The 14,097-nt window shown below is 58.5% G+C and carries 14 protein-coding genes; 3 read left to right on the forward strand and 11 right to left on the reverse strand.

Going from position 1 to position 14,097, the window contains the following annotated elements:
• Window positions 1–70: 70 nt before the first annotated feature.
• Window positions 71–1,600 carry a nitric oxide reductase transcriptional regulator NorR gene (gene norR, locus ACVBEG_RS13095; protein ID WP_323566152.1) on the reverse strand — a complete coding sequence of 510 codons (1,530 nt, stop codon included), beginning with the start codon at window positions 1,598–1,600 and terminating at the stop codon, window positions 71–73.
• Window positions 1,601–1,752: 152 nt separating this feature from the next.
• On the opposite strand from norR, the gene ytfE reads away from it, so the two are divergent.
• Window positions 1,753–2,427 (forward strand): iron-sulfur cluster repair protein YtfE, encoded by a 675-nt coding sequence (gene ytfE, locus ACVBEG_RS13100; protein ID WP_447107811.1) that lies wholly within the window; start codon window positions 1,753–1,755, stop codon window positions 2,425–2,427.
• Between the two features lie 87 nt (window positions 2,428–2,514).
• On the opposite strand, the gene ACVBEG_RS13105 is transcribed toward ytfE, so the two are convergent.
• Together ACVBEG_RS13105 and ACVBEG_RS13110 are read right to left on the reverse strand one after the other, a co-directional pair.
• The gene (locus tag ACVBEG_RS13105) at window positions 2,515–2,952 is read right to left on the reverse strand and encodes a CopD family copper resistance protein (protein WP_322183112.1); all 438 of its coding nucleotides are present in this window, start codon (window positions 2,950–2,952) and stop codon (window positions 2,515–2,517) included.
• A 28-nt stretch (window positions 2,953–2,980) separates the two neighbouring features.
• Window positions 2,981–4,171 (reverse strand): NnrS family protein, encoded by a 1,191-nt coding sequence (locus ACVBEG_RS13110; protein WP_447107812.1) that lies wholly within the window; start codon window positions 4,169–4,171, stop codon window positions 2,981–2,983.
• Between the two features lie 531 nt (window positions 4,172–4,702).
• Here ACVBEG_RS13110 and ACVBEG_RS13115 point away from each other — a divergent pair.
• Complete coding sequence (locus tag ACVBEG_RS13115; RefSeq protein ID WP_322178858.1) at window positions 4,703–5,386, forward strand: Crp/Fnr family transcriptional regulator; 684 nt, start codon at window positions 4,703–4,705, stop codon at window positions 5,384–5,386.
• A gap of 5 nt (window positions 5,387–5,391) precedes the next feature.
• The gene (locus tag ACVBEG_RS13120; RefSeq protein WP_447108460.1) at window positions 5,392–5,583 is read left to right on the forward strand and encodes a protein DnrP; all 192 of its coding nucleotides are present in this window, start codon (window positions 5,392–5,394) and stop codon (window positions 5,581–5,583) included.
• A 27-nt stretch (window positions 5,584–5,610) separates the two neighbouring features.
• Here the strand turns inward: ACVBEG_RS13120 and ACVBEG_RS13125 are convergent, their stop codons facing one another.
• The 8 genes from ACVBEG_RS13125 to ACVBEG_RS13160 form a co-directional block, all read right to left on the reverse strand.
• On the reverse strand, window positions 5,611–7,452 hold the full coding sequence (locus tag ACVBEG_RS13125; RefSeq protein WP_447107813.1) for a VWA domain-containing protein: 1,842 nt from the start codon (window positions 7,450–7,452) through the stop codon (window positions 5,611–5,613).
• A gap of 78 nt (window positions 7,453–7,530) precedes the next feature.
• Complete coding sequence (locus tag ACVBEG_RS13130; protein WP_447107814.1) at window positions 7,531–8,958, reverse strand: cbb3-type cytochrome c oxidase subunit I; 1,428 nt, start codon at window positions 8,956–8,958, stop codon at window positions 7,531–7,533.
• 3 nt (window positions 8,959–8,961) lie between these two features.
• Window positions 8,962–9,402 (reverse strand): c-type cytochrome, encoded by a 441-nt coding sequence (locus tag ACVBEG_RS13135; protein ID WP_447107815.1) that lies wholly within the window; start codon window positions 9,400–9,402, stop codon window positions 8,962–8,964.
• 167 nt (window positions 9,403–9,569) lie between these two features.
• Complete coding sequence (locus tag ACVBEG_RS13140) at window positions 9,570–9,821, reverse strand: cytochrome C oxidase subunit IV family protein (RefSeq protein ID WP_447107816.1); 252 nt, start codon at window positions 9,819–9,821, stop codon at window positions 9,570–9,572.
• Window positions 9,822–9,831: 10 nt separating this feature from the next.
• Window positions 9,832–10,419 carry a cytochrome c oxidase subunit 3 gene (locus tag ACVBEG_RS13145; RefSeq protein WP_447107817.1) on the reverse strand — a complete coding sequence of 196 codons (588 nt, stop codon included), beginning with the start codon at window positions 10,417–10,419 and terminating at the stop codon, window positions 9,832–9,834.
• Window positions 10,403–11,206, reverse strand: a complete 804-nt coding sequence (locus ACVBEG_RS13150; RefSeq protein WP_330201070.1) for a CbbQ/NirQ/NorQ/GpvN family protein — start codon at window positions 11,204–11,206, stop codon at window positions 10,403–10,405. The genes ACVBEG_RS13145 and ACVBEG_RS13150 overlap by 17 nt, the downstream gene beginning before the upstream one ends.
• 103 nt (window positions 11,207–11,309) lie before the next feature.
• Window positions 11,310–12,698 carry an oxygen-independent coproporphyrinogen III oxidase gene (gene hemN, locus ACVBEG_RS13155; RefSeq protein ID WP_447107818.1) on the reverse strand — a complete coding sequence of 463 codons (1,389 nt, stop codon included), beginning with the start codon at window positions 12,696–12,698 and terminating at the stop codon, window positions 11,310–11,312.
• Window positions 12,699–12,720: 22 nt separating this feature from the next.
• Window positions 12,721–14,067 (reverse strand): coproporphyrinogen III oxidase, encoded by a 1,347-nt coding sequence (locus ACVBEG_RS13160; protein WP_447107819.1) that lies wholly within the window; start codon window positions 14,065–14,067, stop codon window positions 12,721–12,723.
• Window positions 14,068–14,097: the final 30 nt, after the last annotated feature.

The following is a 14,097-nucleotide window of genomic DNA, read 5'->3' on the forward strand; positions in this document are numbered from 1 at the left end:
TGTGCAAGCCACTGCGCGACACTACCTTGACCACCATCAACACAGAGCAACGACACCCAGCAGCCGTCCCTCACTTGAGCCGCAAACGCCGGGCCAGTTTGTGCAAATTGCTGGGATCGACCTCCAGAAGCCGTGCGGCACTGGCCCAGTTTTCCCCAGACACGCTCAAGGCGTGGAGAATTTTTTGTCGCTGGTAATCGTCCACAGCCTCGCCCAAGGGCTGGAATGGCACGTCAGGCGCAGCATCCAGCGGCAACTTGGCAACCGAGCCCTGTGACCCCATCGCGCTGTCGAGATCCAGGATCTCGGGCTCCAGCGTCATGATCAGGTTACGACTGGTGCCGCGGCTTAACTGCTTCAACGCGGCTCGACTGATCACATGTTCCAGTTCACGCACATTGCCCGGCCAGGCATAGCCCAGTAGCGCGCGCTCGGCCGCTGGCGACAGACGCAAACCGCGCAGGCCCAGCCGCGCCCGATTGAGTTCAAGGAAATGCCCAGCCAGCATCAACACATCGCTACCGCGTTCGCGCAGGGCCGGAATAGGCACTGGGTACACCGAAAGACGGTGATACAGATCGGCACGAAACAAGCCGTCGCGAATGCTGTCCGGCAAGTGTCGGTTAGTCGCGGCGATGATCCGTACATCGACATGCAGCGGCTTATCGGCGCCCAGCCTCTGGATCTCGCCGTTTTGCAACGTGCGCAGCAATTTTGCTTGCACGCTCAATGGCAACTCCCCGACCTCATCAAGAAACAGCGTGCCGCCGTTGGCTGCATCAAAACGCCCGGCACGATCACTGGTCGCCCCGGAAAAAGCTCCTTTGACATGCCCGAACAACTCGCTTTCCGCCAGCGATTCCGGCAAGGCGGCGCAATTGACGTGCACCAAAGGCTTGTGACGCCGACGTGAAAGACGATGCAAACGCCGGGCGAACAGCTCTTTACCGACCCCGGTTTCGCCCAGCAGCAACACCGGCAGTTCGGAATCGGCCAACACCTCCAGTTCATTGAGCAACTGGCGCAACACGTCGCTCTGACCGAGAATTTCACCTTCCTCAGCGGGCATCCGCACGTCCTGAGTATCGCTGCGGGACAAGCGCAAGCTGCGATTTTCCTGCTCGAGCCGGGTCACTCGCACAGCGGCCTCGATCTGCAACGTACAACGCTTGAGCTCCTCCCGTGCGTGGCTGTCGAAGGTCCCGGCATGCAGCGCATCGAGAGTGATAGCGCCCCATATCCGCCCTTCCACATACAGACTCACGCCCATGCAGTCATGCACTGGCAACGGTTCGCCGACATGGCCGTCGAGCAAGCCGTCATAGGGATCCGGCAGGCGGCTGTCGGGCTCGAACCAGGTGGGCTCGCGTGAGGCCATGATCGCCGCCAGTCGAGGATGCTGGGCGATGACAAACCGCCGCCCCAGCGCTTCGTGAACCAGTCCTACCGTCGCGACTGGCCTGAGGCTGTCATCATCCAGACGCAGCAACCCCACGGCGCCACTGTGGAAGTACTCGCGCAGGGTGTGGACGAGCCGTTGCAAACGCACGGCATTCGGCAGCTCGACGATCAAGTCAGCAGCCAGGCTTTCACGCAGCATGGTAATAATCACCCTTTATGGTTCTGTTCACCCTAGGCTGCCAGGGTACTTATCACCACAACAAAAAATTAATCGAATATTTTCAATACGTTAACTATGGCATGCCGGATGCAAAAAGGGTTGGGAACCTGTGAAACCTAAAAGGAAACCCGATGAGCCTGACCCTTCTGGACCAAAGTCTCGGCCAACTGGCCTGCGACATTCCCGGCGCCACCCGGACTTTTCACGCCTTCAATCTGGACTTCTGTTGCGGCGGGCAAAAAAGCCTGCGTGAAGCAGCCCTCGGCAAAGGCCTCGATCCCCAACTGATTGCCGACGCGCTCCACGCCTTGCAAGACGCCGGTGAAACCCAACATGACTGGCGCAACGAAACCGAGGAACTGTTGATCGCCCATATCCTGGCGCGCTACCACGCCCGCCACCGCGAGCAACTGCCGGAACTGATCCGCCTGGCCCGCCGTGTCGAGCAGGTCCATGGTGCACGCAGCAGTTGCCCCAATGGCCTGGCCGACCACCTGCGGGACATGCAGCAAGAACTCGAGGGCCACATGCTCAAGGAAGAACAAGTGCTCTTCCCGATGCTGCAACAGGGAATGGGCCCCCGGGCCGCACCACCGATCCAGGTGCTGCGCTTTGAACATGATCAACACGGTGAAGCCCTGGACAAAATGCTCGCCCTGACCGACAACATCACCCCGCCTGCCGATGCCTGCAATACCTGGCGCGCCCTCTATCGCGGGTTGCTAGAATTTCGAGACGACCTGATGCAGCACATCCATCTGGAAAACAACGTGCTGTTCGTCAAGGCCCTGAACCCTCGCCTTTGATCACTTGCCTGCACTACAAAACCCGCGTCAGCCAACCGGTTGACGCGGGTTTTTCCTGGGCTGGATAAAGCTAAGATGATGAGATGATCAACCGTGCCAATAGAACATGGCCTTGGCCAGGATCACGATCAACAGCATGTGGCCAAGAATGCTGCGGCGAATCCAGTTGGCGCGGACCGACGTCATCCGTGCGCTTTTCAGCCAATACGCCAACAGCAAGTAATGCCCGATGATGCTCAAGGCCAGAACGATTTTCAGGCTCAATAGCGTGCCAAAACTGCTGGCCAGCGGCTCACTCAATACACCACGGTGCTGCCACGCCAGCCCGATGCCAGCGCCATACAACAGCAACACCACCCCATGCAGCACCTTGCGCGAGCGCACCGCAATCGCCTGATCCGCCATCAGTTGCCCACCGTTCGCCAACTGCTGGCGGGCGGAATGCCAGATGAACACCTCGAAAAACAGCGTGCCGATAAAGGCGATGGCCGCCAGCAGATGAGTGACCAGCAAAAAGGGATACATCATTGGCAACCTCCGTCAGTTCGTCTGCTCATCCTGGATGGCCATCAACCCGGGTCCGTAGCAGCATCGGTCCATAGCGCCAGGCATAGAGCGCAAACGCCAACGCCCAGCACAGCCCCGCCAGCCATAACGCCCCCAACGGAAACAACAGCACCAGCGCCACCCGACTCAGACATGCCAGGTTCAGCAAAATAAACGCCAGGGTCATGCCTGACGGCGGCTCCAGCGCACGACCGGTATGCCCCAGAGTGACCCGCGCGATCATCGCCAGAATCAAGCCGCCCATGGCACCTATCGTCAGGCAATGCACCGCCAGACTCGGGTTCACCGGCACACCGAAATGCCACAACGCCATGCCCACGCAGGCCACCGCCAACCAGCCATAGGCCAGGTGCAACGACCACAGCAACGGCACGCGCCAGAGCGCCCGATCATGCCAGCGAACCAGACGCAGCAAATGCCCTGCTGCCAACACTGCAAACAGCAGGCCGACCCATACATTGGGGTTAAGCGCAGGTCCGGCGGCATACAACAGCGCCACCAACGGTGAGCCCACCAACAACAAGCGATCAAGCCAGGGCCAGGCGGCAACGCCATTGACCCGACCGAGGCCGCGCTGGGTGAAAAACGGAATGATTCGCCCGCCGATCAAACCCATCATCGCCGCCACCAGCCAGATGCCAGTCAGAACGCCTTGACGCTGCCAGCCTTCATGGCCGTCAACCAGGCCGTACACAGACAACCCGTCAGCCGCGGTCAATAGCAGCAACACCAACACAATCGGGTAGTTCCGTTTCTGCCGCACCTTCCAGAGGGTGAAGCCCATGAGCGCCGCCACCGCCAGCGGGAAAGCCAGTTCCAGAACAGCGAGCAGTGGCCACGGCACATTCGCCAACCAGGCCAGTCGTGCGAACAACCACACCAGCGCCAGAGCCGCCAGCGGTCTGCCGCTGATGCCAGGACGACCGGTCCAGGTCTGCACGGCAGTCAGCAGAAAACCCGCGATAATTGCCAACGCAAAGCCGAACAGCAGCTCATGCCGATGCCACGCCAGCCAACCGCCTGCAGGCTGCCAACTGGATACCGCGCCACTCAAGGCTGCCAGCCAGAGCGGTATGGCCAGCAACGCCAGAAGACAGCCGACCAGGAAAAATGGCCTGAAGGCCAGGCGTAACAGCGGCACAATCGCCATCGCTGTACGGCGGTCAAGTACTTGCATAAAGCCACTCCTCTACCTTACTGCCAGCGGGTAAATCCCAGTTCAATCATTGGTATTAACGATGAGCGATATTTGTCACACATCAAGCTTGCAAACTGTCGGGGGGTTAGATTGACCGTCTGTAGCCCAATACGAGTCTGCAAAGGGCGTGCCCTAAAGCCAATCAGGGCCGAGCCGCCCCGCCTGCGGCGAGTGAGACAAGCACTCTCACCATGACAGCTGAATCATGCAGGGTAAAATTGACCATTTAATGGTTTTTTTAACCATAAATCACAGGGTGTTTTTAACCTCGGTCTTTGATACCCGCCGTAAATAAGGGCCTCCGGGCATGGCCCGCGTCTTGCTCAAGCATGAAGACTTTCAAAGAAACTTCCCCCCACTCGATTACCCGGAGTCGTCATGAAAAAAGTCATTCAGCCACTGGCATGGTTTGTGGTTTTGACCTCGATCGTGGCCGTGGCCAGCGGTGTGTCTCTAGGCCTCATTTGACCTGATAGCCGTCCCTCTCCCCAACCTTCAGGATGAATTTTTATGGTGCTTCATCGCGTCCACCACCAAATTCTGCGCAGTCATCATTTGTTCGAGCCATTGAATGAAGAACAGATGGATGAATTAATGAGTACCAGCCACTTGCTGAGCATCGACAAAGGCGAGCCGCTGTTTCGCCAGGGTGAGCTGGCGGACTCGTTCTATTTCGTGATTGCCGGAGCGGTGAAGATCTACCGCCTGACGCCCGACGGGCAGGAGAAGGTGTTTGAAGTCATCGGCGATCGGCAAACCTTCGCCGAAGCGATGATGCTGATGGATACCCCAAATTATGTAGCATCGGCCGAAGCGGTCTGCCCCACTCAGCTCTACCGAATATCCAACAACACCTACATGCACCTGCTGCAGAGCAATAGTCGATTGACCTTCGCCTTGCTCGGCAAGTTGTGTGTACGCCTGCACCAACGGGTCAACGAGATCGAAACCCTGTCGCTGAGAAATGCGACCCACCGGGTCGTACGGTATCTGCTGACGCAACTGATGCGCCTGCAAACCATTGACAGCCAATTCGAACTGCCAATGGCCAAACAACTGATTGCCGGGCATCTCTCGATCCAGCCGGAGACGTTTTCACGAATCATCCGCCGCTTGATCGACGAAAAAATCATCACTCAAGACGGTCGCCAGATCGAGATTCTCGATCGTCTGCGCCTGGAGCAATTCGAGTGAGTATCATGCCAACCTGTCTGTATTGCCAACACGCCAACCCCTCACAGGAACCCGCATGCCTCCAATGCGGCATGCCCCTGCCGGCGCTGGCCGAACACGCCTCAGAACGTCGGCAGCGCCGATTCATGTGGTTCTGCATCGGCCTGACGATCTTTTGCGTGACGATGTTTTTCTGGCTGCCGCGCAGCATCAATTGAGCCGCACCGCGATGTTCAGGCCTGGGCTCAAGGCTGAGTCAGCTGGCGATACAGCTGCGGCAAACGCAGGGGTAGTTGTTCAGGCTGGCGGATCAAAGTGTAGCCATTGGCGCCAAACATATACGGCAAGTAATCGCCGGCCTCGCGGTCAATGGTGATACAGAACGGCGTCAATCCCTGACGCCGCGCCTCCAACACCGCCTCGCGAGTGTCTTCAACACCGTAGCGACCTTCGTAGAGATCCAGATCATTGGGCTTGCCATCAGTCAGTAGCAGCAACAGTTTGCGCCGCCGCTTGCAGCCACTCAGCAGTTGCGTGGCCTGGCGAATGGCTGCGCCCATACGCGTGTAATAGCCTGGTTTAAGCCCCTGAATTCGGCCGCGAGTGTTGTCGTCATAACGTTGGGTGAACGATTTGAGCTCCTGCATGCGCACCTGCTGACGACGCAGCGAGGAAAATCCGTACAGGGCGAAATCATCCCCCAGCACCGACAAGGTTTCACCAAACAGCAGCAGGCTGTCCCTGACCACATCGATCACGCGATGCTCATCGTTCAGGTGGGCATCGGTGGACATCGACACATCGGCCAGCAAAAGACACGCCAAGTCGCGACGCGTTTGCCGCTGCTCCATAAACAGCCCCCGTTCGGCGCACTGACCATGCTCACGTTCAACGTGAAAATCCAGCCAGGCCTGCATGTCCAGCTCTGAGCCCTGGGGTTGCTGGCGTAACCATTGGCGGTCATTGCGCAAGTGCTCGAACTGACGCCGCAAACGGTGCGCCGAGGCCTTCAGCCGTAACGGCAACGGTTGCGCCTCGCCATCGCGCGGCAGCATCATTTGCAGATTGACGAAGCCGTCCTGCATCTGCTGCTTGCGGTAGTCCCATTCCGGCAACTTGATGCCCTCGCCCAGCGGAATATCGTCGACATCGGCCGGGGGCAAGTCCAGGTGCAGCTTCAGGCCGCCACCTTTGCGCAGACGCGTACGCGACAGGGTCAACTCATCCAGGTCCTCGGCGATTCTGGCGGCGTCCGGGTCTTCGCTGTCGTCCGACCAACGATCCAGATCCACGTGTTCGGTCCAGCTGAACAGGTTCTCCAGACGCACCACCAACAGCCCGCCTTTGCTAGTGCTCTCGTCAATCCGCTTGGCGCGCTTGCGTCCGCCTTTCTGCTCGCCGGGAGGCGTAGCCAGATACTCTTCCGACTCTTCGCTCAGATCGGCGGCCTGCGGACTTGCGAGGTGCTGCGGTGGGTATAGCCACAACGGCAGCGGCCAAGCCGCCCGTTCACAGCGCGGAAAATGTTCGACACTGCCCGGTACGCGCAACGCCTGGCATAGCGCCCGCTCCAGTGCCGCTTCGCCGGCGCACAACGATGCCGGATCCGGGCGCAATTGCAGATGGGCATCGACCAGGCGTTTATAGCGAGAATGCAACGCGGGGTAGCGCTGCAGCAGCATCTGCGTCCAACGCTGATTGTCCCGACCCCAGTGACGCATCTGGCCGGCCTGTGCCGCCAGCAGCGCCAGCCAACGATAGAGTTCCTCATTCAATGCGACCTCAGGGAAGACCGCGAGGCTCGACGGTAGACGAAGATTATTCTCGTCGCACCAGGCCAATGGCACTTGCTTGCAGGTACCGGCGATCTGCTGCAGCACGTTGCGGCGCAGCAACAGATCACGGTCGCTGGCGGCTTCCAAACCTATGCCACTGGCGCCGCCCATGGCGCGAAACAACAGCGCCAGCGGTCGTTGCTGACTGACCAGCTCGACCCGCGCTTCCGGGAAATCCGGGCTGGCGCGCCGCGTGATGAAGCGATGCCAGACACTGCCTACCCACTCTTCCAGTTCGACGGTAAAGGCCATGGGATTCGTCCTTTTTGGACACCAAAAAAACGGCCCGCTGTATCAGCCGGGCCGACCTTTTCTAGCCGTTGTACCGGCTCATGAAGGGACAACAGCGGCCGGGTCGCGCATGGCTGCGCGACCACGCTGCTTGAAACTGAACAGATAACAGAGCAGCCCTGCGAGGAAACCGACACCGCTGGCCAGACGGGCCCAGAACAGCACTTGCAGATGATCGACAGTGGCCATGAACGGCAGCGCACTGCCATCAACCGGCCAGCGTTGCAGGTAGATCTGGACGACACCGGCAGCGGTGAGAAACAGCGTGATCATCACCATTGACAGGGTCATCAACCAGAACCCCCAGATTTCGAGGGTCTGCGAGCGCTCGTCCGCTGCTTCACCGAGGCCGCGCAAGCGTGGCATGGCATAGCTGATCAAGGTCATCACGATCATCGCGTAGGCACCAAAAAAGGCCAGGTGAGCGTGCGCGTTCGTCAACTGCGTGCCATGGGTGTAGAAGTTGACGGGTGCCAGGGTATGCAGAAACCCCCAGACGCCAGCACCGAAGAAGGCCGTCACCGTGGTGCCCTTGGCCCACAGCGTCGCCGCGCGGTTCGGGTGTTGCCGACGACGGTTCTTTACCGTTGTGAAAGCGAAGATCACCATGGCCAGGAAGGGCAGCGGCTCCAGTGCGGAGAAGATTGAACCGACCCATATCCAGACCTCAGGCGCACCGATCCAGAAGTAGTGGTGACCGGTGCCGATGATCCCGGTGATCATCGCCATGGCGATGATCACATAGAGCCATTTCTCGACCACTTCCCGGTCTACCCCGGTGATCTTGATCAGTACGAAAGCCAGCATCGCGCCCATGATCAGCTCCCATACGCCTTCCACCCAAAGATGCACCACCCACCACCAGTAGAACTTGTCGCGGACCAGGTTTCCGGGGTTGTAGAAGGAGAACAGGAAGAACACTGCAAGCAGGGTCAGCCCGGTCATCATGACCACGCTCACCGTGGTCTTGCGACCTTTGAGCAGGGTCATGCCGATGTTGTAGAGAAAGCCCAGGCACACCAGCACAATGCCCATCTTGGTGATAGTCGGCTGCTCCAGATAAACGCGGCCCATGGTCGGCAGCAGCTCGTTATGGGTCAGCTTGGCCAGCCCCGCATAGGGCACCAGCAGATACCCCAGGATGGTCAACACACCGGTGACGGCGAATACCCAGAACAGGATGAGTGCCAGCTTCGGACTGTGCAGTTCACGGTCGGCCTCTTCCGGAATCAGGTAGTAGGCAGCCCCCATGAAGCCGAACAGCAGCCAGACGATGAGCAGGTTGGTGTGCACTATCCGCGCCACGTTGAAGGGGATAATCGGGAACAGAAAATCCCCCACCACGTATTGCAGACCCATGATCAAACCGAACACCACCTGACCGAGAAACAGAATCAGGGCAAACACGAAGTAAGGTTTGGCAACGGCTTGCGAGGCGAATTTCAGATGTGGATTAGCAATACTCATCTCTCAGCCCTCCTTGTTTGGCGGCCAGCCATTGGTGTTGATTTTCGAGCTCCATTTGAGGAACTCGGCGATGTCGTCAACCTCCTGATTGCTAAGGTTGAACTGGGGCATTGCTCGCCGGCCCGGTACGCCCAGCGGCTGCATTTTCATCCAGGCATGCAGAAAAGGTTTGAAGCCCTCCTCCCCGCCGCGACGCTGGAACACGTTGCCCAGTTCAGGCGCAAAGTAGGCGCCCTCACCCAGTAATGTGTGGCAGCCGACACAGTTGTTTTGCTCCCAGACCAACTTGCCGCGCACCACTGATTCGGTTAATTGCGCTTCATTGCTGCGCGCTGGAAAGGTCTGTTCCGTGTGATAGGTCAAGGCCAGGAATATCAGGAAAAAGAACACGCTTCCCCCGAAATAGATATTCCTGGCCATGCCTTTTGTGAAGGTCTCTGACATAGCCGCTTCCTCTTTGCTTGGCCTGTCCATGATAGGAAGCTAAGGGTTGAAACCTGCTTGATGGCGATCAAGAAAGTCCGATGGTTTTGGTCGGGTATAAATCTCCATGCCATAGAATCGGCCCCAATGCCGTGTTCGGTCCGCCTGGCGTTGCCTGCGCTCAGCGGCTACGACACCAGGGTCAGTCCGACCCCAGCCGCCAGAACCACTCCCCAGCTCAACATCAACCTGCGCCACAGTCGCGGCGCGTGGCGCATTTCCATGAAGCCGTCGGCGATCAGCCAGGCCTTGCCGATTGCAACCAGCAAGATGGCGATGGACAGCAGCAGTGTGGCTCCGGCATGCCCCAGCACCACGGTGCACACGCTCAGCGTGGCCAGCCCTGCCCAGCAGGCGACCAAAACTCTGGAAGCAGACATGAGTACCTCGTCAATTCAGGATGTAGACCAGCGGAAACAGCACCACCCAGATCAGATCGACCATGTGCCAATAGAGCACGCCGGATTCCAGCCCGCTGCAGTTGTTGGCGCAATACAGACGACGCCGGCAACGCTCGGCGAGCCATCCGAGAATCAGCATGCCGAGTAATACATGAAGGAAATGAAACCCGGTGAGGATCCAGTACAGGGTGAAAAACGTGTTGTGTTCCAGGCCCAGCCCTGATGCAAGCAGATGCCGGTATTCAGTGAGCTTCAACACCACGTAGACACTGGCAGCCAGCAACGCCGCCAGCAGAAAGACCGCGCCGCAACCGGCCCTCGACTGCCTGACCTGTTCCTGAGCCAGCGCGGCGAACAGTCCTGCGGTGAGCAGACTCAAGGTCATTGCCAACCCAGTGGAACTGTTTAGCAACTGGCGGCTTTCGCTAAACATCTGGGGTTTCAGTGCCTGGGTCCCCGCGAACACGAGGATCAGGATCGCGAATACCGAGAGCTCGGCGAGGATAAAAAACCACATCGCCAGATCGCCCGGTAAATGTCCCTGAGACGCGGTAGCGGTTTCAGGAGAAGTGGACATCAACCACGTCCATCAGCGCGGCAACGGTCAGCGGATCATCGCTCAGCGGTTCAGCCAGACAGGCCATGCACGCCTCACGCGGGCTCATCCCGGAATGGATCATTCTTGCCGTGAAAATCAGCAACCGGGTGGATGCGACCTCTTCCAAGTCATGTTGATCCAGCCGTCTCAGGGCCTGTCCCAACCTGACCACCTGCGCCGCCAGCGCGACGTCCACCTGGGCCTCTCTGGCGACAATGCGCTCTTCATCGGCCACCGGCGGATAGCCGAAGCGCATCGCCACGAAGCGCTGTCGGGTGCTGGGTTTCATGCCTTTGAGCAGGTTTTGGTAACCGGGGTTGTAAGACACCACCAGCATGAAGGACGGCGGCGCCTGCAGAATCTCCCCGGTGCGCTCCAGGAACAGCTCTCGACGATCATCGGCCAGCGGATGCAAGACCACCACCGTGTCCTGACGCGCCTCGACCACTTCGTCGAGGTAACAGATGCCGCCTTCACGCACCGCACGGGTCAGCGGCCCATCCTGCCACCAGGTGCCCTGTGCACCAATCAAATGACGGCCGATCAGGTCGGCAGCGCTCAGGTCGTCGTGGCACGCCACGGTGTACAGCGGCAGTTTCAGCCGATGGGCCATGTGCTGAACAAACCGGGTCTTGCCGCAGCCCGTGGGGCCTTTGATCAGGACCGGCATGCCATGTCGCCAGGCTTGCTCGAACAGCGTCTCTTCATTGTCCAGTGGTTGGTAGAACGGTTCGGCCTTGTGTTCGAAAGAATGCGTACGGTCCATGGGCACCTCATGCAAAAGCAGGACTCAACAGCGAGTGTGAGGGCCACGCTACGGGTGCCCATGACAACCTGGCAAGCGGCATGGCCGGCAAACTTGATCGCCGTCAAACGGTGCGTGAAAACTGCCCTTTTTGCTCGCCGCCGAGATAGGCATCAAACGCCATAGCGGCACTGCGCATCATCAAATGCCCTCGCGGCAATAGCACCAACACATCCTCGTGAATCTGCAGCAGCCCGTCGCTAACATGCTCGTCCAGTTGCGCCAGCGCATCGGCAAAGTACTCGGTAAAGCGTATGCCATGCTGCGTTTCAAATTTTTCGAAACTGATCCGGCCGTGACACATCAGATCGCTGATCAGCTCGCGACGCAGCATGTCATCGGCGCTCAACCTGTAGCCTCGATGCACAGGCAATAGCCCTTGATCCAGACGCGCGTAGTACTGGGAAAGCTCCTTGACGCTCTGGCTGTAGCTATCACCGACCTTACCGATAGCGGATACGCCAAGGCCGATCAAATCGCAGTCGGCATGGGTTGAATAGCCCTGAAAATTGCGTTGCAGGGTGCCGTTTGCACGGGCTAACGCCAGCTCATCTTCCGGTAAGGCGAAATGATCCATGCCGATATAGACATAACCGGCCTCGGTCAGACGGCGGATGGTCAGTTCAAGCAACTCCAGCTTGCGCTCAGGTGGCGGCATGTCCGCTGGGCGAATCAGCCGTTGCGCGCGCACCAGTTCCGGTAGATGGGCATAGCTGTAGGCGGCAATCCGGTCCGGGCGCAGTGCGATGATCTTGCCGAGGGTGACATCGAAACTCTTTACGGTTTGCAACGGCAGGCCGTAAATCAGGTCGACACTTACCGACTTGAATCGAGCCTGACGAGCGGCTGCGACCAGCGCATAAATCTGTTCCTCGCTTTGCTGACGGTTGACTGCGGCCTGCACCTCGGGATCGAAGTCCTGCACGCCGAAGCTCAGGCGATTGAAGCCCAACTGGCGCAGCGATTGAATCTGCTCGGTGCTGATGGTGCGCGGGTCGACTTCAATGGAGAACTCGTGATCATCACTGTCATCCATATCAAAGGCTTGATGCAGGCAGTCCATCAGGTCAGCCAACTGCTCACCGGTCAAATACGTCGGCGTGCCACCGCCCAGGTGCAGTTGCGTGAGTTTGCGGGTGCTGTCGAACAAGGCCGCCTGCATGGCAATTTCACGTTTGAGGTACGTCAGGTACTCGACGGCGCGATGAGTTTTCTGGGTGATGATTTTGTTGCAGGCACAGTAGTAGCAAAGGCTCTTGCAGAACGGAATGTGGATATACACCGACAGCGACTTGGGAACGGCCGCCTGATTACTGTCCCGGGCGGCACGCTGGTAGTCGTCGACGGCAAACGCCTGATGAAACTGTGGCGCGGTGGGATAAGAGGTATAGCGCGGCCCTGGGCGGTCATACTTTTCGACCAGGGCTCGATTGAAATCAAACGCAGAATTCATGATCAATCAACTCTCAGTTGGGTTAATGCCTTGCATCGCCCAAATCCTTTTCAAACAGGTTGCAGATGGCATCCACTTCCGGCCGACCAGCAGGAAGAATGCAAATAAAACGGTCTGACAGCTCAATCAACCCATCCCGACTCAATTGCTCCAGCAAAGGCCAAGCGGATGAAAAGTACTGGCGAAAAATCAGTCCATAACGCGTTTCGATGGCATGGATATGCAGTTCAAGGTCACACGCCAGGCGCTCCATGACCATTTCTCTAACCTGATCACCGGCCTCACAGCGCCAGCCACGACAGGTTGTCAGCTGCCCCCGGTCCAGTTGTCGCTGGTAGTGCTGCAGATCGTCAGTGTTTTGCGCGTACAAATCATCAATCTGACTGATGGCGCCTATCCCGAAGCCGACGTGATCGCAATAGCCGTGGCTGGTGAAGCCCTGACAGTTACGGCGTAACCGGCCTCTTTCCTGAGCGATCGCCAGATCATCATCGGGCCTGACAAACTGCCCCAAGCCGATGTAGTGGTAGCCTGCAGCACCCAGTTGCTCAAAACATATCTGGCGCATCGCACTTTTATCGTCCTGGCTGCACGGCGCTCCGACGTTGTCCCCGATCACCGGCCGATAGCGTTGTGGCGGCTGGGCATAGTCGAACACCTGGAGTCTATCCGGCTCCAGCGCGATAATGGTCGCCAGCTTCAGCGCAAAGCTCTCGGGCGTCTGCCATGCATGACCATAACCGAGATCAACATTGATGGATCGATAGCCGAAGGTGCGAGCGGCATCGATAAGCGACTGGATCGGGGCCGGGTTCTGATAGCAGGCAACTGACATTTCGCTGTCAATACCGATGTCCGGAACACCGATACTGACGTGATTGAAGCCCTGATCGCGCAGCAAACCCATAGTCGCCCAGTCAGTATGGTGAAGATCTACCTCAATGCTGTAGTCGCCGCAATCATGGTCGAGAAAGTTGAACCTGTTGCGCAGATGTCTCATCAGCCGCTGCACATCGGCAATCGCGGGTGTACCGCCGGCCAGATGAAACTGCTCGACCCGTTGCTCTGCACCCAGGTGGCAACCGACCAAATCGATCTCGTGCTCCAGTCGTTGAAGGTACTGTCCGATACTGCTGCGCTCACACGCGATATCGCGCGGGGAGCACACCGAAGGTTTCAGGCTGGAGGGTAACTGCACGTTCAGGGACAGCGGGCGTTTTTTCTGACGACTGCCGCGCAATACACGAAGCAAATCCAGAGAGCCGATACCGCCATGAAATTTTTGGGTGTCAGCATGACAGTTTGGGTCGAGCACGCCGTAATCGCGCCGAATGATCAGCTCGCTGGGGGTGTGAAATAAATCGAGCATGGCGGTCTCCGAGACTGGCTGCGGGTCGCC

The organism is Pseudomonas sp. GG8, from assembly GCF_052976945.1.

Bases quoted from the DNA above. Each gene is read 5' to 3' on its own strand.
- ACVBEG_RS13105 (WP_322183112.1), bottom strand. From the start codon at position 2,952: ATGTATCCCTTTTTGCTGGTCACTCATCTGCTGGCGGCCATCGCCTTT.
- ACVBEG_RS13140 (WP_447107816.1), bottom strand. From the start codon at position 9,821: ATGTCTGCTTCCAGAGTTTTGGTCGCCTGCTGGGCAGGGCTGGCCACG.
- ACVBEG_RS13150 (WP_330201070.1), bottom strand. From the start codon at position 11,206: ATGGACCGTACGCATTCTTTCGAACACAAGGCCGAACCGTTCTACCAA.
- ACVBEG_RS13125 (WP_447107813.1), bottom strand. From the start codon at position 7,452: ATGGCCTTTACCGTCGAACTGGAAGAGTGGGTAGGCAGTGTCTGGCAT.
- hemN (WP_447107818.1), bottom strand. From the start codon at position 12,698: ATGAATTCTGCGTTTGATTTCAATCGAGCCCTGGTCGAAAAGTATGAC.
- ACVBEG_RS13110 (WP_447107812.1), bottom strand. From the start codon at position 4,171: ATGCAAGTACTTGACCGCCGTACAGCGATGGCGATTGTGCCGCTGTTA.
- ACVBEG_RS13160 (WP_447107819.1), bottom strand. From the start codon at position 14,067: ATGCTCGATTTATTTCACACCCCCAGCGAGCTGATCATTCGGCGCGAT.
- ACVBEG_RS13135 (WP_447107815.1), bottom strand. From the start codon at position 9,402: ATGTCAGAGACCTTCACAAAAGGCATGGCCAGGAATATCTATTTCGGG.
- ytfE (WP_447107811.1), top strand. From the start codon at position 1,753: ATGAGCCTGACCCTTCTGGACCAAAGTCTCGGCCAACTGGCCTGCGAC.
- ACVBEG_RS13120 (WP_447108460.1), top strand. From the start codon at position 5,392: ATGCCAACCTGTCTGTATTGCCAACACGCCAACCCCTCACAGGAACCC.
- ACVBEG_RS13115 (WP_322178858.1), top strand. From the start codon at position 4,703: ATGGTGCTTCATCGCGTCCACCACCAAATTCTGCGCAGTCATCATTTG.
- ACVBEG_RS13145 (WP_447107817.1), bottom strand. From the start codon at position 10,419: ATGTCCACTTCTCCTGAAACCGCTACCGCGTCTCAGGGACATTTACCG.
- ACVBEG_RS13130 (WP_447107814.1), bottom strand. From the start codon at position 8,958: ATGAGTATTGCTAATCCACATCTGAAATTCGCCTCGCAAGCCGTTGCC.
- norR (WP_323566152.1), bottom strand. From the start codon at position 1,600: ATGCTGCGTGAAAGCCTGGCTGCTGACTTGATCGTCGAGCTGCCGAAT.